Below are 22,806 nucleotides of genomic sequence, written 5' to 3' on the forward strand. Positions count from 1 at the left end.
TATGAAAAAAGTTTTTGCTGCTCTTATCCTAATCGGCTTTTACGGAAATCTTTTTGCACAAACCCTAAACAATCATATTCTCCCACCACCACCTGACGCTGCTTCGTTAGGAAAGTTTGGCGACTTTCCGGTAAGTATGTACAATGGCACCCCGAATATAGATATCCCAATATGGCAAATAGAACTAAAAGATATTAAGGTGCCAATTTCTTTAAGTTATCATGCAGGAGGGATTGCAGTTACAGAGGTATCGCCTTGGGTGGGTACAGGGTGGGCCTTAAATTCAGGCGGGGTAATCACTCGATCGGTAAGAGGATTACCCGATGACGGGCAAGGAGGCTTTATGACACATCCTTATGGCATTTTACCCGAATGCCCGGATAGTGGCACTGGCGGTTATCAGTTTTTCGAAAAGGCAGCGAAAGGTCAGGCAAATGACCTGGAACCAGATATGTTTTATTTCAATTTTGGCGGGGTTTCAGGCAAATTTGTCATTGATCAATCCGGGAATGCACATACCGTACCTTATAGCAAAATTAAAATTAAGCGGAATCCCAATAATCCCTCTATGACTGCTTTTATTAGCTGGGAAATCACCACGGAGGACGGCCTGATCTACTTGTTTGATGAACAGGAAGCCGCTCAAACCATATCTACCACCACAATTCCAGGTGCCACATCATCAAGTAGCTCGCAGAACTATGTCACTAGCTGGTACTTAAAAGAGATCAGGTTACCATATTTAAGTAGCGGAACCGACCAAAAGATAACCTTTACTTATGACGCGTATAACATGTCATATATCATACCGGATTCGGAAACCAAGTACGAAATTGCTGGAGTTGGAATAAGTTGGCACCCAAATGATAATACTTCCCTAACAAACTATGTTATTTCTGCTGCAAAAAGAATAAGAAAGATCAGTTTTCCTAACGGTTCCATTGAGTTTCTGGCAGGCAAATACCGTCATGACCTGCAAGGGGGGCAGGTCCTTGATAAGATTGTTATTAAAAATGCTTCGCAGACGCTGAAGACGTTCAAGCTTACCTATAACTATTTTTCCACTAACAGTATGGTGGAATTTGGTTCGTTAGCTGATGCGGCCGCAAATACGACAGCATTAACTTACTTGAGGTTAGCATTAAAAAGCGTACAGGAATTGGATGGCTCTGAGTTACAAGCTAAAGCACCGTACTTATTTCAATATGAAAATAATACATGGTTACCCAATCGGTTAACGTCAAAAGCGCAAGATCATTGGGGGTTCTATAATGGAGAAGTAGCCAATAATACCCTGATTCCCCAGCATATCACCCCTTTGGGCGAATATGTTGACGGTGCGATCAGGAGTGCTTCTGAATCATTCGCAAAAGCTGGTATGTTGAATAGGATTACTTACCCAACCGGGGGCTATTCCACTTTTAATTACGAACTCAATGATACCGAGTCGGGATTATATCCTTATAACTTCACAAAAATAAACTCAACCTATTCCCTTGGGATGTGTGTAAACGGAAAACCTCCGGCTTTTACAATAAATGATGAGGTAACTCATAAAGCGAAGTTGAAACTAACTTTTTCCAGTACGAAATGGCCGACATTATCTACTACCATGTGTTCCAATGGAACATATATCAACGGACAGCCGTCTACTTATGTCTATTTGAATATTTATGATGTTAGCAACCCGGCAAGCCCAGTCAATATGAATGTCACCGGATCGTCCGTAGGAGCGATAACAATCGGATATGCCAGTACGAATTATACGACAAATATAGAATTGCCTAATGGAACCTATCAGATACAAGCCAGGAGAGGAAGCCCCACTGGTCCTGAAGTTCAGGGAGGAGAAACTAATTTTGATGGGATTTACGCATTTACGGTTTCGGGAGCTCAATATCAGTTAGGATCAAAAAAAGTCGGTGGGCTACGGATAGCCGAAATTGATGATTATGACCCTTCATCCAATCAGACTATCGTTAAAAAATATGATTATACAGACAATAGCTTGTCCACCGGGGAAATTCAATATGCGCCTCAATATACTTATCAATTTACCCAAGTGCAGGATTGCGCCGCTTGCACTGATGCCACTACAAATTGGGTGATATTTGATGTATATAACTCTTTCTCCAATACACCATTGACAACCATGCAAGGCGGGGTTGTAGGTTATAAAAAAGTTACTGTCTACACGGGTAAGGATATAAATGGAACGTTTGGCATCAATGGAAAAACAGAATATTTTTATAAGAGCATTCCTGACTTTGTTTATAACCCTTTTGATAGAAATGTGGCTTTGACCTCCACTGCCTGTTATAATACCAAAGGAAGAACGGCCTTTCCCAGTTTTCCTTATGCTCCATCAATTTCCATGGATTGGGACAGGGGGTTGTTAGCACAACAAATAGATTATCAAAATAAGGCTGGGACCTTCATAAAGGTTAAAGAAATATTAAACGATTATAAAGATGATTATCAGGGGTTTCCAAGTGAATACAATTCGTCAACTGATGTATTGGCGGCAAAGGCGGCGATGACCAGAACAGTCGAAAGCGGAGAGCATTCTTTTGGCGCCACAGAAATGCTTGCTGTTCAATATTACTTTATTTCATCGAGATTCAATAAGCTTATTAGGAAACAGGAAACCGTTTATGATTCGTTTGGCTTAAATCCTGTTACCAGCAAAATTGAATATTTTTTTGACAACTTGTCGCATTTGCAACTCAACAGAAGCGTATTGACTAAAAGTGACGGAAGTACGGTCACTTCTCAAAATCTTTATCCGCTGGACTATACCAATACTGCGGGTTTTATCGCAGATATGAACGCTGCCAATATTATCACCAAGCCTATAGAAACAGTAAAATATAAAACCGTTGATTCAACTGTTACTATTTTGGATGGGCAATTATTCAATTACAAGGCATCTGGACAGGTTGGGCTTTTGGACAAGCTTTGGGAGTTAGAATCCAATATTGCTTTACCCTTAGGTCAATTTAAGTTTTCAAATCAAACTGCATCGGGTGTACTTCCCAACCTGGGTACGTCAAACAGCTATTCGGTGGATACACGTTATCCTACAACAGCCAACAAGTCTTTTGAATATGATGTGAGCGCGAATCCTATTGAAAATAAGACAGCGTTTGGGATTTCGATAGCGTATCAATGGGCTTATAATAAACAATATCCCATTGCTGAATGTAAGAATGCATTATCCACGGAGTTCTATTATGAAGGATTTGAAGAAAGCACAGCGACGGGTGTAACAACCGGAGTGGCCCACACAGGAACCAAGTTTTATACAGGCAGTACTTTTGCTGTGAATTGGATTCGACCGAATGCCAGGTCATATGTTATTAGTTATTGGTATCGGAGTGGCGGTATATGGCTTCTCAAAAATGAACAGGGATATACAGCCAATACTTTTACACTGACAGGTGGAGATGCCTATGATGATATCAAAATTTATCCGGCAGATGCACAAATGGTAACTTATACCTATTCGCCGATTGTCGGGGTGGCGAGTAGTACGGATGTCAAAAACCAGACGACAACATACGAATATGATAATTTCCTTCGATTAATGAATGTGAAGAATAAAGATGGGAACATTGTAAAACATATGGACTATCATTACCAGGGCCAATAAACCGAAGGATCAACCTAAAGACATTATCACGATGAAGTATATAGATAGATTACTTTTGGCCTTTGGCATTATGCTTTCAGCCTTGAGCATAAAAGCGCAAACACCGATCCAGGTAACAGCCCCGATGACGGGAACACCAGCGGCAGGTTCGTATTTTAGTTACAGCAGCATTACACTGAGTCCCAATTTTAGTTTTACAGCAGCCCCAGGCAGCAGTTTGAGCCTGTATATCGCCAACCCGGATTGCCAGCCATTGGCGAACAGTTTTAACCAGAACCAGAATTATATTGTCACCTCGATGCCACGGCATGAGGGGATGCAAACGGTAGGCGCGACGCCCAACTCGGGAGATTTTGCGAACAGGACAAGCTGCGAACTGATGCAGACGGTACAGTATTTTGACGGACTGGGCAGGCCACTGCAAACGGTACAGGTCAAAGGCAGCCCTTTGAATAAAGACGTGGTACAGCCCTTTGCGTATGATCAATTTGGCCGGGAAACGACGAAATACCTCCCGTATGCGGCCACTACCGCCGATGGCAGCTATAAAACAGATGCGCTAAGCACAGGGATCAATGGTTTTTATAACCCAACAGGCAACGGTACGAGCGGGACACAGCAAAGCAACGGTATCGTGGTGATCCCGCAGCCATTCGCCCAGACCAATTTTGAACCTTCGCCCTTGAACCGGGTGGTAGAACAAGGTGCCCCGGGCACACCCTGGCAGCCTGTTGCCGGGAATACCACGGGACATACCCAGAAAATAGTTTACACCACCAATAACCTGAACGCCTTTAGCGGAACGGATACATCCGTAAGCATGCGGGTAACACTTTATAACGCGACGATCAACAGCAACCAGAGCCGAACGCTGACCATCGGCAATACCGCGGGTAATTATTACCCGGCTGGTCAGCTGTACGTAACCGTGAGCAAGGACGAAAACTGGAAAAGTGGTCGTGGCGGCACAACGGAAGAATATAAAGACAAGGAAGGCCATGTGGTGCTGAAACGCACGTTTAATTACACCGGAGGAGCACTGCAAATGCTGTCTACGTATTATGTGTACGATGACCTGGGCAACCTGGCCTTTGTACTCCCCCCACTAAGTGGTGCTGATGCCGGGATCACGAGTACAGCTAATCAACCTGTGCTGGATAACCTGTGTTATCAGTATCAATATGACGAACGCAACCGGTTAAGCCGGAAAAGGTTGCCAGGCAGGGACTGGGAATATATGGTCTATAACAAACTGGATCAGCCGGTGCTCAGCCAGGATGCGGTTCAGCGTGGTACCAACCAATGGACAGTAACCAAGTATGACGCTTTAGGAAGAGTGATCATGACCGGTTTATGGACTGATGCTTCAGCCTTACAACAATCCCAGCTACAAACCAATATTTATAATGCCAATCAGTGGGATACGCGCAATACCGGCGATACCAATACGGGCTATAGCATCAGCAGCTACCCGGCAGTATTAAACAGTTATTTAAGCATCAACTATTATGATGACTATAGTTTCAGCAATATCACCGGGTTCCCTGCCAAATTCAGCACCATGCCATCCGGAGGCAGTACCCAAACGAAGGGCTTGCTTACCGCCAGTAAGGTAAATATACTGGGGAGCACCAATATGCTGTGGGGTGTAAGCTATTATGACGGGTTTGGTCGTAACATACAAACCTATAAGCAGCACTACCTGGGTGGCGGCACGCCCAATGTCAATAATTACGATGTGGTGACCACCGGATATGATTTTACCAATGCCGTCACTTCTACCACACGTCAGCATTATAACACCACCAATACAACAAGCCCGGTATTGACCATCGCCAACCTGTATTACTATGACCACATGGGACGTAAAACACAGACCAAAGAACAGATCAACGGCGGGACGACGGTGCTGTTAAACCAGACCGATTATAACGAGATCGGGCAGTTAAAGACCAAACACCTGCATAGCACCAACAACGGGTCTTCGTTTTTGCAGAATATCAGCTATGCGTATAACGAGCGGGGCTGGCTTTCACAGGTAAACGATCCCAATATCGCCCCGGCGGCAGATAAGCTGTTTAGCATGGCGCTGAATTACAATACGCCGGTGCCGGCACACAACGTGAGTTCGCAGTATAACGGCAATATCTCCGAACAGCTGTATAACAAGGGTACCGCGGGGCTAAAGTATGTGACCTATAATTACGATCAGCTGAACCGTTTAATAGCGGGCAACTCCGTAGAGGCCTTTAGTGAGAACGGTATAACCTATGATGCCAACGGCAATATCAAGACGATGACACGTTTGGGGCCAAACGCGGGTACGCTGGCTTATAACTATGGAAGCGGTAACCAGTTACAATCGGTCAGCGGTGGCGTGACACGGAGTTATGGCTATGATGCCAATGGCAATGCCACCAGCGATGGCCAGGGCAATACGATCACCTATAACCTGCTCAACCTGCCGCAAACGATCACCAGTAAAGGTTTAACCTATACCTATGACGCCAGCGGTCAAAAACTTCGGAAGATCTCGGGTACGACGGTAACGGAATATATCGGTGGTATACAATACACAGGAACAGGGATTGACTTTGTACAAACGGAGGAAGGCCGGGTGCTGAACCCGACCACATCTCCGAACTACGAGTATACCCTGACAGATCATCTGGGGAATAACCGGATAACGTTTGACCAGACGAATGGCAAAAAGAGTGAAGATGACTATTATCCGTTCGGCTTAAATGTTCCCAGGGGAACAATCCCGAGTTTGAGAAATCATTATCTTTACAATAAGAAGGAATTACAGGATGAGCTGAACCAATACGATTACGGCGCACGGTTCTATGATCCGGTAATTGCGAGATGGACAAGTGTCGATCCGTTGGCGGAACTGGGAAGAAGGTGGAGTCCTTACAGTTACGGAAAAAACAATCCGATTAAAATGACTGATCCTGATGGGATGTGGGCTGAAACTACGGTAAATGGTTTTGCTGCTGTTGGCACAAGTGATCCAAAGGAAATTGCTTCGTTTCTAAATCAGCTTAAGGGTCAAAATGATAACGATGATGGCGGGAATAAGAAGGGAGATGATGATCCTGATAAAAAGAGCAAAGAGAAAAAGAAGGAAGGCGACCACCATCCAGTGCCTCAAGAGTATAAGAAAAAGGGGTTACCTGGATTTACTAACGACAAAGGATCCCGTGCTCCACTATTGCCAAGGAAAGCTGGAGCAAGGGATACTTGGGATTTAGGAAAAACACATCCTGGTGGAGATGAAGACGAAACTATACCTAAAGGTTGGTGGGGTGAATGGGACTCTCAACATGGTGAGGTTGAGGTATATAATAAACAAGGAGAACATCAAGGCGCCAGAGACCCTCAAACAGGTGATGAAATACCCAATAGTAAAGTAAAAGGACGCCGCCCAACCTATAATCGTTTTAGTTCTGAAGAGCCGGATAATCCTCCTATTGTTATAAACAATCCTTCTTCGCCTGGTGGTTTAAGTCCTACTATCAGAAAGGTAGCCCCTGTAGCAGGAGGGTTTACAATAGGTACCGTTGTTGGATATATCATAGAAGCACTATTTTTTCTTTAATACTTTATACAGTTATGACTACAGATAAAAAACACTATTACCAAGTTTACTTAGAGATCGTTTTAAAAGGCGCAGATTTTGTTTTTGGATTTATTAACATATCTCATATACCATACAAAAAACTTGAGGAGCTTTTTAGAAGCCAGGTAAGACATGAAAGGTTTTTGTTTGATGACTCAATGGGCTATTTTATAGAGGAAGAGTTATATAAGAAGCACAAACAATACTTGGATGATGAAGTTCCCATTACGTTTGATTTTAATCTTTTTGACTATAGTGTTGGACTGAGTAGCGTGGAAATCTCTAAGTATAAGAAAGACTACTATGAGGAGCTACCGCCTTTATTGGAGTGAGTTCAAACCCTTTGCTGGCGCACGTCTATGGTGTGTGAACAAGAATTGATAAGTAACAGTAAGCCCAACTCCGCGTTGGGCTTTTACTTTTTATAAGCTATTCGAGTCTTAGCATGTTGAATAAGGCCATCTATGGCGTACAAGATGTGTTCTCTACCCTCATTGGGGAGTTGTTGGATAGATAACTTTTACTACGTGGAGACCTATAAGCTTCTTAAGAAAGACGAGCTGTTTTATGTGAGCTTTGATCCAGAAGATGAAACCTCATTGGACATTTCAGAAAATGATCAGGACTTTATTCTGTTTGGTGGTTTCGAAGGATACTATATCGATCCTATACCATAAAAATTTAAGACAACGGCCTATCCAGTTTCTTTACTATTTAACAAATTAAGCTCAACCCATGGTTGGGCTTGATTTGTTAAATACAAGTTATTTTGAATAAGCTTTCTTAGCTTTATAATCACGTATCACTAAATCCATATAATGGAAGATGCGTTATTTTCTTCTTCGGGAAGACTTTCGAGGTCATATAATCGTATGAAGAGGGAGTAAAATAAATGTGGAAAAGCTACACCTAAACATACCTCCAAACAAAACCATTCCATTGTTTATAAAGCCCCTTCGCTACACCAATTATAGCTTTGTCATCGAGCTTTACCTGCCGAGACGCTTCCCTAACACTTGAATATTTATGAATTAAATTTCCATTCAAGTCATACTGCGCAACGGGTTTCTTCCTAGAATATCCTCCGTAGATTTTGGGCCAGTTTGAACGATCAGCGGTTTTCAAATACGGTAGAACACGATCTCTGTTAACAGCCCGTTTTTGCTTTTCACTTTTTGAACAAAGCTTTAGATTTCCGGGCCGGTTATTATAACCATCATTATCTATGTTAATCACATAAAGCCCATCTTTAACATAATTTAAGCCCGGATCTATAAACGTTTTATAAATGAGCCGCCTGGTATTAAAATAATGCGGTAAGCCTTCGATACTTAAGGAAACCCTTAAGTCAATCATCGGTTCACCGGTTTTGATGTTTTTGTTTTTAGAAACCGACTGGGATAATATCCGGCCCTTTACAAACTGCTGTTTCAAACGTGGATGAGGGACGATACGATCTAATGATTTGACCCTTCCGCAATTGGAAGCTTGATACGATCTGGAGATTCTGATGAACCAGACCACCTGATTCCGGGGCAAGCTGACCACCAATTCCGGGGCAAACTGACCAGGGGATTCCGGGACAAACTGACCACCCTCAACGTGTAGCAAATGCTGTAGAAGCAACCATCTTTTGGAGGCAACATATACCTCCAAACATGGCCAATTCGACGATCAGCATGAGTAAGATTAGAAAGATTTTAAGGATGTACAGCCAGCAGCGGCCCATAATGACCATCGCTGCCCAGACTGATGCATCCCGGAATACCGTAAAGAAGTACCTGGCCGCCTTTAAAGCCAGCAGCTTTACCTTTGAAGAGATCGATGCCCTTAACGATAAGGAACTCGAAGATCTCTTCGGTAAAAGCAAAGAACACCCGCCCACCAGCCGTATGCAGTCCATGCAGCGCTGTTTTCCCCAAGTAGATAAAGAACTCAAACGCACCGGTGTCAACCGGTATATGTTATGGGAATCCTACCGCAAAGAGTTCCCTGACGGCTACCAGTACAGCCAATTCTGCTTTTATTACAACCAATGGAAGGCCAGGGTCAACCCGACCATGCACATGGATCACAAAGCCGGTGATAAGCTTTATGTGGACTTTGCAGGCGAAAAGCTAAGCTATACCGATAAGGATACCGGTGAAGTTATTGCAGTAGAGGTCTTTGTGGCTATCCTCGGAGCCAGTCAGCTTACCTATGTAGAGGCGGTTCCGAGCCAGCAAAAGGAAGACTTTATTGCAGCTTGCGAGAATACGCTGCACTTTATCGGCGGCGTTCCTGCCGCCATTGTACCCGATAACCTGAAGGCAGCCGTGACCAAAAGCAGTCGCTATGAACCCACTTTGAACGAAACGTTTGAGGACTTTGCAGACCATTACGGTACCACCATACTACCGGCGCGGGCGTACCGCCCGCGTGATAAAGCACTGGTAGAAGGTGCTGTTAAGATCATTTATACCAAGATCTACGCGCCTATCAACCGGGTTACCTATCACTCTTTAAAAGAGCTGAATACAGGTATATGGGAAGCGTTGGAAACCCATAACAGCCAGTTGCTCAAAGGACGTAACTATAGCCGCAGGCTACAGTTTGAAGAGATCGAACGGCATACCCTGATGCCGCTGCCTGTCCTGCTTTACCAGTTCAAAAAGCACTTCTACGCTAAGGTGATCAAGAACGGCCATGTCAATCTTGGCCCTGATAAACACTATTACAGTGTGCCTTACCGCTTCATCGGCAAGCGGGTAAAGCTATTGTATTCCCGCACTATCGTGGAGATCTACTCCAACTATGAACGTATCGCTTTGCATAAGCGGGCAAAGAACCCTTACGGCTATACAACCGATAAAGACCACATGGCCACTACACACCGCTTTGTAACTGACTGGACACCTGATAAGTTCCTGGATTGGGCCGCATCCATCCATGAGGATGTGAGGCTGTATATCCTGAAGATCCTTGACCGGAAGCAACACCCGGAGCAGGCCTACAAGTCCTGCCTGGGTGTACTTGGCTTCGCCAAGAAAGCAGGTAACGAACGGTTAACGATGGCCTGCCAGCGTGCGCTCAGCTATGGTATTCATAACTATAAAACGATACAAACCATCCTGGAGAACAAGATGGATGGCTACGAGGAAAGCCTGTTTGCAGATGAGTTGCCTATGCCTAACCATGATAATATCCGGGGAAAAGACTATTACAAATAACCATTAAACAACAAATAACATGAACACAAGTACACTAGACAAACTGCGGAAGATGAAGTTCTTCGGCATGTTCCATGCCTTCAAAAGCAGCATGGAAACGGGTAAAACGAATGATTATACAGCGGATGAACTGCTGGCCCACCTGGTAGATGCAGAATGGGACGACCGGCAAAACAGGCGTATCGAACGGCAGATACAGTATGCCAAGTTCCGCTATAAAGCCTCTGTGGAGGACGTTCATTACCATGCCGACCGAAGTATCGACCGCAACCAGATCATGCGCCTGGCAGACTGTACCTTCATTGACCGCAATGAAAACATACTGGTTACCGGCAGCACCGGTATCGGTAAAAGCTATGTGGCTTCTGCTATCGGCTATCAGGCCTGTATGCTGGGCTACAGGGTATTTTATGCCAGCACCCCTAAGCTATTCGCTAAACTGAAAATGGCTAAGGCAGACGGCTCTTATATCAAGGAACTCGCTAAACTGGAAAGGACACAGCTGCTCATACTGGATGACTTCGGTATCCAGCCTTTTGATGCACAAAGCAGGGCTGCGCTAATGGAACTGATCGAGGACCGGCACGGCAAGACCTCGCTGATCATAACCTCACAGCTACCGGTAAGCAAATGGTTTGAAGTGATCGGTGAAAAAACGGTTGCTGATGCGATCCTGGACCGGATCGTTCATGATGCGCACCGCATCGAACTAAAGGGAGAATCTATGAGAAGAAAACGTAACGTTGAACCGGAAACCAGCTACTAATGAAAATACCTTTTAAATAACTATTTTTGTACACGCTTTTATAGCGTTTGCTGCACGCCCCACGTCAGCTAATTGCCTGGTCAGTTTGGCCCGGAATCAGGTGGTCAACATCTCCATAACATACACTTAAGAGGTAATTTCAACAAAGCTAGATTATGTGAAAGGCTGGGCATATGCAATAATACTCTCCGGAGATACACCCGCTATTTAAAGGAGTTGGAAAAAAACTATCCCAGCAAGATCGGTGTGCCTGATTTCTATCCAAAACTGAGCCAGGCCAAACGCCAACCAAGTAAACGATACTTTGACCTTATAGATATTCTCCCACAACTTGTTGCTGCAAATCCCTATCCAAAGATCGAGAATCAACCCATGTGGGAGGCCTATCACGCTATTCGACCTGAGGGTTATGCTTTTCAAGGCTTCATGACAAACTTTTTAAAGTGGCGACGGGATAACAACATCTGCCTTCATGCACATAAAGGCGTAAGAGTTGTTTCTCCGGAAGACGCTGATATTCTGCAGGAGTGGCGAAACTCCAACGAACGTGAAAAATGGGCAAAAGCTGTCATCATACAGGGTTCTTATGAAGGGTTGAACCTGAAACAGCTATCAGAAAAAGTAGAAGTAGGCTTGAAATGCGTGCTGACCTGGATCGATAAATTTAAAAAAGATGGCACCACAGGTTTGATCCGTAAAGCGTGCACGAGCGAGCCATGGGTGGAACAGATGAAGGAAAAGCAGAATAATTTGATGAAATTGCTCCATGAAACGCCAGCCCTGCATGGCTTTTACCGGACCTCCTGGTCATTGAGGGATCTTTCCATAGCTTATCTTCGTCAATATGGAAAGCCCATGACTATGTCCACCGTTTCTATCTACATCCATAAAAATGGGTTTCAGTTTAAAAAAGCGAGAGTAGCGCTGACCAGTCCAGACCCAAAATTCCGAGAAAAACTAGATCATATCAAGAAAATCCTTTCTCATCTTGGGAAACGGGAAAGGTTCTTTTCTATAGATGAAATGGGGCCGCTCTCGATCAAGTTAAAGGGAGGAACGGCTCTAATTAATAAGGATGAGATTAAGATAATCCCAGAGTTTCAAAAAAGCAGGGGTTTTCTAATCCTCACCGCGGCCCTTGAACTTTCCAGCAACCAGGTCACTCACTTTTACTCTCCGAGAAAAGATTCCGCAGAAATGATTAAACTCATTTATATGCTCATGCAGCAATATACAAACTGTGACAAACTCTATTTATCGTGGGATGCTGCGAGCTGGCATTCTTCCAAACAATTGAGGGTAGAGCTGAAGATTATAAATGCCAAGTCTTATCGTTTAATGCACCATACTCCCCTGATAGAGATCGCCCCGCTCCCAATTACCGCACAGTTCTTAAATGTCATCGAATCGGTATTTAGCGGTTTAGCCAAATCGGTACTTCATAATAGTGATTATCCAAATACAGAAGCTTGTAAAAAAGCAATTGACTTATATTTCCAGGACCGGAATATTTACTTTCAGGAGCATCCCAAAAGGGCGGGTAATAAAATATGGGGGAAAGAAGTGGTCAAGCCGACTTTTGACGAAGTGCAAAACTGCAAACATCCGAGAGCACGGTAATAAATGACACAATGGGCAACAAGATAGGTGTGGATGGATATGATGCTTTGCTTTTATAGCTAATCCTTATAAATCTGTCCCCACCTGAAATGCCCGCCAAGAAATGGTAATTTGCTCATCAAACCTAAATCAGCTTGGACATTCCAGAGCCATTGATCACCATGTGTGGAAATAATGAACCGTTTGTTCCGCGACACTTTGATCATATTAATTCATTGATTAATAATTGCAATCCCCTAAAAGTGATAACACAAATCGGTGCTCCACATCGCATAGAATCGCCTTGTCAAACCTCCCAGACTATTCAGGTTATGACCACGCTTTGTTATTACCCTCATTTTTCAACTTACGCGAATTGGCCCGCTCATTTCGGCGGCCCAGTTTTCTCTGCCGCCTTTGCTGCCTGCGGCTAAGCGGGTTGCCGTCGCTTTTTGAAGTAGCCATATTTTGTTTACCGTTGTCCGGTTTTCCCTCCTCCAGCGTAGCCAATTCGCTTTTAAACAATTCGTCAATATCTGTCTTGATCTGTGCATAGGTTTCCTGTATCGTTTCCTCGCTGACAAACTCCACCTCCGGAATCGGTTTATAATTTGCCTGTTCTTTTGCAATAGCTTCGTGATCATTTTGAATTCGGCTATGGAACATTTTTAATTCAATTTCCTGGTCGGGATTATCCGCCACCATACCAACAAATTCACCGGATGATAACCCCGCAATTTTCGATGCCGGTATCGCATAATCCAAGGCCGTAGCTTTGGCTATAGAGACATCACTGCTGTTGATGGTCATGCTGTTCTTATCCTGCAAGATCTTGCCGAAATTCTCAGATAGTTTCTTTGCGGTTCCTCCGGTAGCCTGCCCGCTGATGATATTACCCACGATACTGGTAATCACATCTGCCTGTTCGGCACCATAATCCTTTTTCAATTGCTCGAAATTCTGAACAGCCAGCGTCACGGCTACGCGATTGCTCCTCGCAGTGGCTAAAAGCCCGTCCACACCGGAAGCGCCCCCGACATAGATCGTCGGAAATTCATCAAAGACCAGGCTGCTTTTCAACTTATCTTTCTGGTTGACCAGTTTGATCATTCTGGAAACATAGAGGGACAATACCGCGCCATAGATCTGCTGTTTTTGCGGATTATTACCCATACAAATAATTTTCGGGCTGTCAGAATTGTTTAAATCCAACTTAAAATCATCGCCGGATAATACATAATAGAGTTTCGGGGAAGCCAATCGCGCCAACCCGATCTTCGCGCTGGCGATTTGTCCCTCCAGTTGCTGCTTGGCGCCCTGGTTATAAGCGGAAATAAAAGGATTGATCAGCGCCGTAATTTCCGGTTCCTTTAATAATACGGCAAATAAGCGGTCGTAATCCGCCTGCATCAATTCGATCACATGCGGCAGGGTACAATATTTCCCATCCCGGTATTTACGTAAATACCAGATCACCGCCGTTAAGAAATTGATCGGGCTTTCGACAAAGAAGTCGCCTTGTTTCTTTATCCATTCCCTATTTAAGCCTAACATGATGGTTCTTGATGCTTCAGTCGCATCAGTGATATCATCCATGCTTTCCGGATCGAGTGGATTGCAGCGGTGATATATCTTATCAAAATCAATGACCCAAAAGGCGGGTTTTATTTTGTAATTAGCCTGGTATTTTAGCAGCGCATTATAAGCCAAAACGGAAAGATCATCAAACTTAAAGTCATAGAGGAACATCGAAAACCCTTTTTTGATATGCTGGTCGATGATATGCCGAATAACAAAATAAGACTTGCCGGCGCCGGGTGTACCTGCCACTAATAACCCACGAAGGGGGTTAATAAAGTTGATCCAACTGTTCCTTACTTTACCTCTGAGATTGTATTTGGCCGGTAGGTTGATGGAATATTCATTTTCAAGTTTCCTTTCTTCCTGCGGGAAGGTTTCATTTTCGCTGTTGAAAATATCTTTATGCAGTTTTTCTTTGAGCACCCGGGACAACCAGGTACCGCCTGTAACCATTAATAAATAGCCAACACCAGTTAGTGCCATATAGACTATGGCAATCAGCACAACATCCATGTGTAGGTAAAAGCATAAGATGCTAATCCAATAGATGAGTATCCCGCTGAACAGGTAGGCGGTTATGCTTTTATAATTAATTTTTTCATCTTTTTTGCCTTTGACCCCAACCAATGAAATAGCCAGACAAAGTAATGCGGCCAGTTTGGGCTTCCACCAGTTATTAAATAAGCCCATTTTTACAATATTACCGATGATACGGTCGATAATATTTGCCGTCCAGTGCCACTGCGCGAATGCCTGGTAACAGCAGATATAAAAATGTATGGCCAGTATAAAAACACTGATGAGCCTTGTAAAATCCACAATCTTGCGCAGTCCCTGTATATCTTCCCCCGTGTGCATGATAATCCTTTCTGGTCTTTATAAATCCAATCCTTGATCTTGTTCCTGATCTTTCGACTTTCTCTTTCTCTTTTTCCGTGGCCGGATTGGTGCAGCTTCCGGCTGATATTTAGCTAATGCCAGTGATAGATAGTTCGTTTGTTGTGGCGGTTTAAGGTAAATTAGGGCTTGTTGCTTTGCGCTTTGCTGATTACGCCTCAGCCTTGGTTGATTTTCAATTTTTAATTCGGATTTTAACCTTTTATCCGTTGTGCTCAATCTTTGCAATATGGCCTTAGCGCTATATGCTTTTCCTAAATCGCTGCCATTGAACACTGTTTTATTTTGATTGTCGATATAGGTAATGCCGTAGATATAGCCTTGGTCATTGCTGCGTAATGCCACATGGATGTTTTGCTTTTGCAGTTCGCCAATGAAAGTATTTTTAGTAATCGTACTGTATTGTTTAAATACCTTTTCAATGGCTTCTTTCAGCGGCTCTTTATATTGTTTACGTTTTTCCATATTCTTATCAAACGCAGCTCGCAAATTGGCCAAAGTAGGTTTGTTATAAATGGCGCTGGCCTTGATAGGAATACCCACCTGCTCGCCTTTGTTATTGGTAAGGCTGTAGATCAAACCGCCTTTTTCCCTCATGAGCGTGTTTTCGCCGCCACGGTCAGCTGTGACGTTGAATTGTTTGAGTATGGCATTAAATTCAGCCAGCGAGGTAAACTTATAGGTGCCAATTACAGCATTTACAATATTGGTGATGGCCCGTTTAGTAGGTATTTTACCATAGATCGCTTTTTCAATATTAGCAGGCTTGATGGTTAAAGTGTTGCTATTTTTCCTGCCCTTTGCTTGTACCAAATTATATTCCTTTTCCAGTTCTATACGAGCTGGTTCGGATAATTTCCAACCGATGCCATGCGTGTCAATGCGGTTGCCCTCTTGTTTGATATTGATAGTGGCGATGTGAACATGAGTATGTGCGGCATCGGTATGTTTGTACACTAAATAAGGCTGATCACCAAAACCAATCCTTTCCATATAGGATATACTGATCTGTTGTAATCGCTCATTGTTGAGTTTATCCCGCTCATCAAAATTGAGCGTGATGTGCACAGCGTTGGTCTTCACCCGGGTATTCAGCATGGTCAAGCACTCGAAGCGCTGCAGTTTTTGCTGCAGGTTGAACTGCCCGATATCACCGGCAAAACCGCTGGCCAGTAATAAACTGGCCTCCCCCGCAGCAACTTTGTTTTCATTATAATGCAGTATACCCCGGATACTTTTACCGTTCACGAAACGTGCAACCATTTTTCAGCTAAGCGGTTAATGATAACCAACAATTCTTCAACCTTACCACCGACCTGCTGGTATAATTGGGCGGTTTTGAGCGCATAAAAACCACGCTGCGCATCGGATTTGCTCAGGTGGAACCATTTGGTCTGCTGGTTGATATTGATACCTATGGTTTTCAGTTCTTTGCGGATCAGGGCCATTTCTTCCATGGGCGCATTCAGCGACACGTCTTTATAAAAGCAGGTGATCTGTTCATTGGCTAATATCATCCGCGCCACTTCACCGATACTTTGGCAACCGCTTTCCTGCTGCAATTTTTTAAGTTTATTCCAGGTGGTTTGTGTCACCCTTGTCCTGACCGGGCAGGTTAAAAGGCTCTCCTCAACTGCTGTTTTCTTTCTTGCCATAGGTTACATTTTAAAAGATTTCCAGACGATGCGAGTTCCGAGCATCGTCCCGACCATAAGGGCGGCAAGATGATTTTTGTGGACAAAAATCCATCTTGCTGCAAGCTGGCGCTTGCAGAATATCGCCTTTGAAGTCTTGTTTAAACTTTGATTAATGTTAGCGAAACCTGGCTGCCTTTGTAATAGTTATAGTCGGATCGATAATCGATATAGCCGAAACCCAACAACTCTTTAATACACTTATGATAGGTGGCGGTCGAACCAATCCTCGCCAACTCCATTAAACCTTTCCGGGTAACCCTGAAAGGCATTTGATAATTACCCGATTGCCAGCAAGTGCATAAAGCCATACAAAGGCTGAGGTGTACGGGCCTTAACCGTTTGTCGGACTGTACCTGCCGGAAAAAGCCGGTGATATTTTCCAGGTCGCGTTTCATGAGTTGCCCTCCAACATTCGCCGGACATCTTCCCGCTTATAATAAAAGATGCCGCCCACTTTCGTAAAGTTCAGTTTACCGCTGATCCGTAACGCCTGAAGGGTATTCGCCGACATTGGAAGTATTTTCATTACCTGGCTGCTCCTTAGCCATTCTCCATCCTGCCTACTGTTGTCCTTTGCAAGAAGCTGTTTGATCTCGCAAACCAATTCAGCTTTAAATAGCTGAAGGTCCTCTTTCGTTATAATCTCCACTGCCATAATAAGGCAAAAGTGGCTTGGGTTTTTCACGTCGGTTCGCAAGCGAACCGGTAGCTGCGAACGAAAAAACAGCAACTACAGGGATCATGTGTTATTTTTTATTAAGGGCCTTTTCTACAGGCAATTCAATGATCTGGTGGTCGGAAATGAATTTTTTCCTGTCCATTCTGCGCTTTAACAAATTCATGTCTTCACTAACTTTTATTGCCAAAACTTTCGCATAATGTTGGGTTTGCCTCAAGCTTTTATGACCCATCATTTTGCTGATCGATTCCATCGGCACATTGTTTGCCAATGTTACTGTGGTGGCGAAGGTGTTACGCGCTATCTTTGAGCTTAATGCTTTATCTACATGGGCTATTGTTCCGATCTCTTTCAGGTAAGCATTGTATTTTTGATTGGTTAAAACAGGTAATAGCAAATCCTTTGCGATACAATCGTGGTCGTTAGCGTATTTGTTTAGGATTTTTCTGGCTAATGGCAAAAGCGGTATGACGGATGGCGTTCCGGTTTTTTGGCGGCCTTTATAAATACGCAGCTCTCCCTGAACATCAAAGTTAATTTCAGACCTTTTTAACTGTTTCACGTCAATAAAAGACAAACCCGTTAAACAACAAAAAATAAATAAGTCCCGCACCCGAGAAAGCCTTTCACTGTCGATTTCTTTATTAGCTATCGCTTGCAATTCTTCTTTTGTAAGGTAGATCGTTTCCGTTTCGTCCCGTGTACCTTCAAACTTGATGAACGGGTCTTTCACCAGCCAGCCGTTATCAACGCAGTCAAGAACGATCTTCTTCATATTGGCGATGTTTTTAAGCGTTGAGTTGTGGTTGAGGCTCTTTACAGTCCGGTACCAGTGATATAATTTTTTAATAAATTCCAGGTCAAGCGACAGGATGTTGATATCATCTGCCTGATATTCCGATTTCAGAAAGGCGGCTGTATGCCTGTAGGATGTGTTGAAATTGGTCCAGGTGCCTTTTGCCACACCTTTGCCTATCATTTCTTCCATCTCTTTGTTATGTTTTTTAAACAGAAATAACAGGGTTCTTTTGCGTTGTTCTTCGCCGCTTAATCTGTCAACAATGGCGGTTGAGGTGATTACTTTTCCCCGGTCAATTAAATCTTTCCGAACATCGTAGGCCTTGTTTTGCAACACGTCCAGGTAATGATTGAGTTGCTTGGCATCCTCTTTTGTACCAGACGCGCGGTTGGATTTGGCATCCCATCTGGAGGGAGGCCACGACCGTTTGACGGATAGTTCTTTCGGGATACCGTCGACCGTGATTCTTAGGTAAAGGGGCATGGGGCCGTCTGTGTAATTCCTGGGTCTTCTCAAGAAGAACAATAGTCCAAAACTTTTTTCTAACATAACGATAGTTTTTAAAAGTGAATAAATATCGAAATGCAGCTAATAAAAGTCAAGATGTTTAGTGGGTAAACATATTGTAAATCAATTCATTACAATGTTTTCAGTGAGTCTTTTTTTTCACGCAAAAAAGACTCACGAATAACTCACTAAAACTTTGCGAATTCGGACAAGTTTTGTTGGTTCCGGTAAAAAACAAAAGCCTGTAATCGTTTGATTTACAGGCTTCTGATGTGTTTTGAGTAAGTAACCAGCGGTGAGGGAGGGATTCGAACCCTCGGTACAGTTTCCCGTACGTCAGTTTAGCAAACTGATCCTTTCGGCCTCTCAGGCACCTCACCGTGTTCTTTTCAATATGTTCCCCGTTTTTCGGGATTGCAAATATAGTAATTCAAGTTTCCCGTCAAAAAAAAAGTTCTATTTTTAATAATCTATTCGCACATGATAAATACTCATCAGCATCCGCTTAAAAATAGTTTTGATGGTTTCAATATCTTTTAATGTTATATTACTGTCTTTCAGCTGGTTCTGATCGAGTTTGTATTTCACTATCCTATCTACCAAAATACTGATCGACTCTTCGTCGGGCTCTTTTAGTGAGCGCGAAGCAGCCTCCACCGAGTCGGCCAGCATCAAAACACCTGCTTCTTTGGTAAAAGGGATGGGTCCCGGGTACCTGAAAATGTTTTCGTTGATGAATTTTTCGGGGAAATTTTTAAGTGACGACTGGTAAAAATAGTCAACCCGGGTATTACCATGGTGGGTACGTATAAAATCAATGATCACCTCGGGCAGATTGGCCTTACGCGCCATTTCAATACCCTTGCTTACGTGCCTGATGATGATCTGGGCACTCTCTTCATAAGGCAGCTTATCATGCGGGTTAAAACCCGAGCTTTGATTTTCGATAAAAAACAGCGGGTTCTCCATTTTGCCAATATCATGGTACAAGGCCCCTGCCCTTACCAGTAAAGCATTGCCGCCAATGGTATAAATAGCATTCTCAGCAAGGTTTGCTACCTGTAACGAATGCTGAAAGGTGCCCGGAGCATTAAAGGCCAGTTCGCGCAGTAAGGGCGCGTTGGTGTTGGTGAGCTCAATGAGTGTAATATCAGAGGTAATGGCAAATATCTTTTCAAAAATATAAATAAGCGGATATGCCAGCAGGGTAAGCAGCACGCTCACCACAAATGGCAGAAAATCCATCCAGTCGATATCCAGGAAAGTACCTTCGCGTATAAAGGTAATGCCTAAAAAGGCCACAAAATAGGTAAAAATGATAATGACAGCCGAGATCAGGAACTGCTCACGCCGGATAAGGTTTTTGATACTATAGATAGATACCATACCGGCCGTTATCTCATAATAAGCAAACTCAAAGCTGTTGGGCACAAAAAAGCCGGCGATGAGCACTACCAGCAAATGTATGTTAAGCGCCAAACGCGTATCAAACAAAATACGGATAATGATAGGTACTATGCAGTACGGTATATAATACAAATTGGTTGGAAACTGCAGCTTAATGGCCAGCGATAAAGTGGCCAGCATGGCTGTCATGACCAATAATATTAAACTCACCAGGCGGTTATCGGCATAAATATCCTTACGGAAAAGGTGCAAGAATATCATCAGCAAGGATATGGCTATACCTACCAGGAAAAACTGCCCCAACAATACCAGTTTGCGGTTACCGTTGGTTCGGGCATTATCTTCAAAAGCCTGTTTATATGATTCCAGTTTTTGATAAACATCATCATTAATAACCGAACCTTTGTAAACGATCACCTCCCCTTTCTGCACCATTCCGCGGGTGATGGACAAGCCATCTATAGCCTCATTAATAAGTCGCGAGGTAAGATTATTATCATAGTTTAAATTGGTTTGCAGCCTGTTCTGCAGCATATCCAGTAAAAAAGCCTTATCCAGATCGGTATGTTTGCTCAGGATCTTATCGCAATAAGCCAGGGCCTTTTCCTTGGTAAACAGTTCATTGGTGTTTTTGGCTGTGGCTACGTTTTTGTTTAAAACGGTGATGGGATAATTTTCTGAATTTACCTGGTATTGCGGGTTCAGCTTTAAAACACCGGTTTCATATATTTCCTGCAGCAGACCTGTCCCGGTTGAAATATACTTGGGTTTAAGTCTGTCGCTGATGCCCGCATTATGCCATTTAATTTCGATATCGCTTTTAAAACCTTCCAATTGCTGGTTTTCCACCGCGGCATCCAGCTGATAAATGGGGGTAATACTTTCTTTGGCTGCTTTCTGATCGTTCTTGATCTCCTGCTGGGTTTTCAGGATGGCGAAGTTATAAGGTGATACCAGGTCTTTCTGGTTCCAGATCCGCCCCTTTTCATATTCATAGCCAAATTTAGCCTGCTTGGGTAAAAAAAACACAATGATGCTAATGCTCAGCAACATCATTAAAAACTTAACGTTGCGCGAGTATTTACGCAATAAAGCCTTTTGGCGCGAAGTAGATAGTTTTGCCATTTATTTAATTAACCGCTCAAAAATAATATAAGTTTCTGTTATATGTGGTAAGAGTCAAGAATCAAGAGCCAATAGTCAAGATAAAAAACATATTCATAGCTTAATATTATTCGCAATCCACCTCTGGTCTTGACTCTTGATTCTTACCTCTTGACTCTTTTCATTTGCATTTATCATTTTAAATTTGATATCTTTATGATATCAATTTAAAATCATCTTTATCATGCAAACCGAAAAAGTAATTAACCCGCCATCAGGCTTCACCGCGTTGGCGTTATTTGTGGTAATATTAGTTGTTTCTGCTATTCTCTTTTCTTCTGACATGGGATTTCTTTTCGCATCAATCCTTCTTGCGGCCGATATATTTTTTGTACTTCCGGGTATGATCGTTATAAATCCCAACGAATCAAAAGTGCTCACGCTTTTTGGTCAGTATACCGGCACTGTAAAAAAAGACGGCTTTTTTTGGGTTAATCCGCTTACAGCAAAAAAGAAAGTATCATTAAGGGCATTTAACCTCAACGGGCAGCAGCTTAAAGTGAATGATAGCATTGGTAATCCCATTGAAATTGCCGCCGTTATTGTATGGCAGATCAAGGATACTGCTGCAGCCGTATTCGCGGTTGAAAACTATATACAATATGTAAATATTCAGAGCGAGGCCGCGGTGCGTCATCTGGCCAATTCTTTCCCTTATGATAACCTGGAAGACGAAACAGCCAACATCACCCTACGTGGCGGTGCCGAACAGGTAAGCCAGATGCTGGAACAGGAACTGAACGAAAGATTAGCCCGTGCCGGTATAGAAGTACTGGAAGCCCGTATATCGCACCTGGCCTATGCACCGGAGATAGCGCACTCTATGCTGCAGGTTCAGCAGGCATCGGCCATTATAGCCGCCCGTAAACTAATTGTGGAAGGCGCCGTAGGTATGGTTGAAATGGCGCTGAACAAACTATCAGAAAAAAACATCGTGGAGCTGGACGAAGAACGCAAGGCTGCCATGGTAAGCAACTTACTGGTGGTGTTATGCGGCGACAAGGCCGTTAACCCGGTGGTTAATACCGGAACTTTATATCATTGATAATGAATCAGTACAGAAGTTTTGACCTGCTAAAAACAAACGAATTGTCGGTCATCAGGCACGGTTTCTTCAGGCCATGGTTTGAATTGACCGATGGCGTAAATTTATTACTGATAAAACAAACAAGAACTACTTTACTAAAACTTACAGACTTTGCCTTGATGAGAGGAACATGGAGGTGA

The 22,806-nt window shown here is 43.4% G+C and carries 18 protein-coding genes and 1 tRNA gene; 9 read left to right on the top strand and 10 right to left on the bottom strand.

Translation table 11 applies throughout. The features are described from left to right. The first annotated feature begins 1 nt into the window (after position 1). The 4 genes from ACNURT_RS19075 to ACNURT_RS19090 all read left to right on the top strand — a co-directional run bounded on the left by ACNURT_RS19075 (position 2) and on the right by ACNURT_RS19090 (position 7,951). Positions 2-3,652, top strand: coding sequence for a hypothetical protein (locus ACNURT_RS19075; RefSeq protein ID WP_419699082.1), 3,651 nt, complete (start codon positions 2-4; stop codon positions 3,650-3,652). 31 nt (positions 3,653-3,683) lie between these two features. Continuing rightward, positions 3,684-7,253, top strand: a complete 3,570-nt coding sequence (locus ACNURT_RS19080; protein WP_419699083.1) for a DUF6443 domain-containing protein — start codon at positions 3,684-3,686, stop codon at positions 7,251-7,253. Positions 7,254-7,267: 14 nt separating this feature from the next. Then, positions 7,268-7,606 carry a hypothetical protein gene (locus tag ACNURT_RS19085; protein WP_419699084.1) on the top strand — a complete coding sequence of 113 codons (339 nt, stop codon included), beginning with the start codon at positions 7,268-7,270 and terminating at the stop codon, positions 7,604-7,606. 144 nt (positions 7,607-7,750) lie between these two features. Further along, positions 7,751-7,951: a hypothetical protein gene (locus tag ACNURT_RS19090; protein ID WP_419699085.1), complete on the top strand. Its 201-nt coding sequence runs from the start codon at positions 7,751-7,753 to the stop codon at positions 7,949-7,951. Between the two features lie 232 nt (positions 7,952-8,183). Here ACNURT_RS19090 and ACNURT_RS19095 read toward each other — a convergent pair whose 3' ends face one another. Then, complete coding sequence (locus ACNURT_RS19095) at positions 8,184-8,885, bottom strand: NUMOD1 domain-containing DNA-binding protein (protein WP_419699086.1); 702 nt, start codon at positions 8,883-8,885, stop codon at positions 8,184-8,186. A gap of 68 nt (positions 8,886-8,953) precedes the next feature. Here ACNURT_RS19095 and istA point away from each other — a divergent pair, with 68 nt between their 5' ends. The 3 genes from istA to ACNURT_RS19110 all read left to right on the top strand — a co-directional run bounded on the left by istA (position 8,954) and on the right by ACNURT_RS19110 (position 12,869). Then, positions 8,954-10,483 carry an IS21 family transposase gene (gene istA, locus ACNURT_RS19100; protein ID WP_419699087.1) on the top strand — a complete coding sequence of 510 codons (1,530 nt, stop codon included), beginning with the start codon at positions 8,954-8,956 and terminating at the stop codon, positions 10,481-10,483. 19 nt (positions 10,484-10,502) lie between these two features. Beyond that, a complete protein-coding gene (gene istB / locus ACNURT_RS19105; RefSeq protein WP_128533444.1) occupies positions 10,503-11,249 on the top strand; it encodes an IS21-like element helper ATPase IstB in 747 nt (248 codons plus the stop codon). Positions 11,250-11,465: 216 nt separating this feature from the next. After that, positions 11,466-12,869 (top strand): IS630 family transposase, encoded by a 1,404-nt coding sequence (locus ACNURT_RS19110; RefSeq protein ID WP_419699088.1) that lies wholly within the window; start codon positions 11,466-11,468, stop codon positions 12,867-12,869. A gap of 309 nt (positions 12,870-13,178) precedes the next feature. On the opposite strand, the gene mobC is transcribed toward ACNURT_RS19110, so the two are convergent. The 9 genes from mobC to ACNURT_RS19155 all read right to left on the bottom strand — a co-directional run bounded on the left by mobC (position 13,179) and on the right by ACNURT_RS19155 (position 21,540). After that, positions 13,179-15,287, bottom strand: coding sequence for a conjugal transfer protein MobC (gene mobC, locus ACNURT_RS19115; protein WP_419699089.1), 2,109 nt, complete (start codon positions 15,285-15,287; stop codon positions 13,179-13,181). A gap of 18 nt (positions 15,288-15,305) precedes the next feature. Beyond that, on the bottom strand, positions 15,306-16,589 hold the full coding sequence (locus ACNURT_RS19120; RefSeq protein ID WP_419699090.1) for a relaxase/mobilization nuclease domain-containing protein: 1,284 nt from the start codon (positions 16,587-16,589) through the stop codon (positions 15,306-15,308). After that, entirely contained in the window at positions 16,571-16,981 is a 411-nt protein-coding gene (locus ACNURT_RS19125) for a mobilization protein (RefSeq protein WP_419699091.1), read from the bottom strand. The genes ACNURT_RS19120 and ACNURT_RS19125 overlap by 19 nt, the downstream gene beginning before the upstream one ends. Positions 16,982-17,121: 140 nt before the next feature. Continuing rightward, positions 17,122-17,418, bottom strand: coding sequence for a hypothetical protein (locus tag ACNURT_RS19130; protein WP_419699092.1), 297 nt, complete (start codon positions 17,416-17,418; stop codon positions 17,122-17,124). Further along, positions 17,415-17,678: a helix-turn-helix domain-containing protein gene (locus ACNURT_RS19135; RefSeq protein ID WP_419699093.1), complete on the bottom strand. Its 264-nt coding sequence runs from the start codon at positions 17,676-17,678 to the stop codon at positions 17,415-17,417. The genes ACNURT_RS19130 and ACNURT_RS19135 overlap by 4 nt, the downstream gene beginning before the upstream one ends. Then, on the bottom strand, positions 17,635-17,766 hold the full coding sequence (locus ACNURT_RS19140) for a hypothetical protein (RefSeq protein ID WP_419702148.1): 132 nt from the start codon (positions 17,764-17,766) through the stop codon (positions 17,635-17,637). The genes ACNURT_RS19135 and ACNURT_RS19140 overlap by 44 nt, the downstream gene beginning before the upstream one ends. Positions 17,767-17,769: 3 nt before the next feature. Further along, positions 17,770-19,050: a site-specific integrase gene (locus tag ACNURT_RS19145; RefSeq protein ID WP_419699094.1), complete on the bottom strand. Its 1,281-nt coding sequence runs from the start codon at positions 19,048-19,050 to the stop codon at positions 17,770-17,772. Between the two features lie 251 nt (positions 19,051-19,301). Continuing rightward, positions 19,302-19,388: transfer RNA gene (locus tag ACNURT_RS19150), tRNA-Ser, on the bottom strand. Between the two features lie 82 nt (positions 19,389-19,470). Continuing rightward, positions 19,471-21,540 carry an HD family phosphohydrolase gene (locus tag ACNURT_RS19155; protein ID WP_419699095.1) on the bottom strand — a complete coding sequence of 690 codons (2,070 nt, stop codon included), beginning with the start codon at positions 21,538-21,540 and terminating at the stop codon, positions 19,471-19,473. A gap of 223 nt (positions 21,541-21,763) precedes the next feature. Here ACNURT_RS19155 and ACNURT_RS19160 point away from each other — a divergent pair, with 223 nt between their 5' ends. Continuing rightward, a complete protein-coding gene (locus ACNURT_RS19160) occupies positions 21,764-22,624 on the top strand; it encodes an SPFH domain-containing protein (RefSeq protein ID WP_370995462.1) in 861 nt (286 codons plus the stop codon). 2 nt (positions 22,625-22,626) lie between these two features. Next, positions 22,627-22,806 (top strand): hypothetical protein, encoded by a 180-nt coding sequence (locus ACNURT_RS19165; protein WP_419699096.1) that lies wholly within the window; start codon positions 22,627-22,629, stop codon positions 22,804-22,806.

The organism is Mucilaginibacter sp. NFX135 (assembly GCF_048565145.1).
In the GTDB taxonomy this organism is placed as follows: Bacteria; Bacteroidota; Bacteroidia; order Sphingobacteriales; family Sphingobacteriaceae; genus Mucilaginibacter.

Bases quoted from the DNA above. Each gene is read 5' to 3' on its own strand.
- ACNURT_RS19165 (WP_419699096.1), top strand. From the start codon at position 22,627: ATGAATCAGTACAGAAGTTTTGACCTGCTAAAAACAAACGAATTGTCG.
- ACNURT_RS19075 (WP_419699082.1), top strand. From the start codon at position 2: ATGAAAAAAGTTTTTGCTGCTCTTATCCTAATCGGCTTTTACGGAAAT.
- ACNURT_RS19160 (WP_370995462.1), top strand. From the start codon at position 21,764: ATGCAAACCGAAAAAGTAATTAACCCGCCATCAGGCTTCACCGCGTTG.
- ACNURT_RS19125 (WP_419699091.1), bottom strand. From the start codon at position 16,981: ATGGCAAGAAAGAAAACAGCAGTTGAGGAGAGCCTTTTAACCTGCCCG.
- ACNURT_RS19155 (WP_419699095.1), bottom strand. From the start codon at position 21,540: ATGGCAAAACTATCTACTTCGCGCCAAAAGGCTTTATTGCGTAAATAC.
- ACNURT_RS19085 (WP_419699084.1), top strand. From the start codon at position 7,268: ATGACTACAGATAAAAAACACTATTACCAAGTTTACTTAGAGATCGTT.
- mobC (WP_419699089.1), bottom strand. From the start codon at position 15,287: ATGCACACGGGGGAAGATATACAGGGACTGCGCAAGATTGTGGATTTT.
- ACNURT_RS19140 (WP_419702148.1), bottom strand. From the start codon at position 17,766: ATGATCCCTGTAGTTGCTGTTTTTTCGTTCGCAGCTACCGGTTCGCTT.
- ACNURT_RS19130 (WP_419699092.1), bottom strand. From the start codon at position 17,418: ATGAAACGCGACCTGGAAAATATCACCGGCTTTTTCCGGCAGGTACAG.
- istB (WP_128533444.1), top strand. From the start codon at position 10,503: ATGAACACAAGTACACTAGACAAACTGCGGAAGATGAAGTTCTTCGGC.
- ACNURT_RS19145 (WP_419699094.1), bottom strand. From the start codon at position 19,050: ATGTTAGAAAAAAGTTTTGGACTATTGTTCTTCTTGAGAAGACCCAGG.
- ACNURT_RS19080 (WP_419699083.1), top strand. From the start codon at position 3,684: ATGAAGTATATAGATAGATTACTTTTGGCCTTTGGCATTATGCTTTCA.
- ACNURT_RS19090 (WP_419699085.1), top strand. From the start codon at position 7,751: ATGTGTTCTCTACCCTCATTGGGGAGTTGTTGGATAGATAACTTTTAC.
- ACNURT_RS19120 (WP_419699090.1), bottom strand. From the start codon at position 16,589: ATGGTTGCACGTTTCGTGAACGGTAAAAGTATCCGGGGTATACTGCAT.
- ACNURT_RS19135 (WP_419699093.1), bottom strand. From the start codon at position 17,678: ATGGCAGTGGAGATTATAACGAAAGAGGACCTTCAGCTATTTAAAGCT.
- istA (WP_419699087.1), top strand. From the start codon at position 8,954: ATGAGTAAGATTAGAAAGATTTTAAGGATGTACAGCCAGCAGCGGCCC.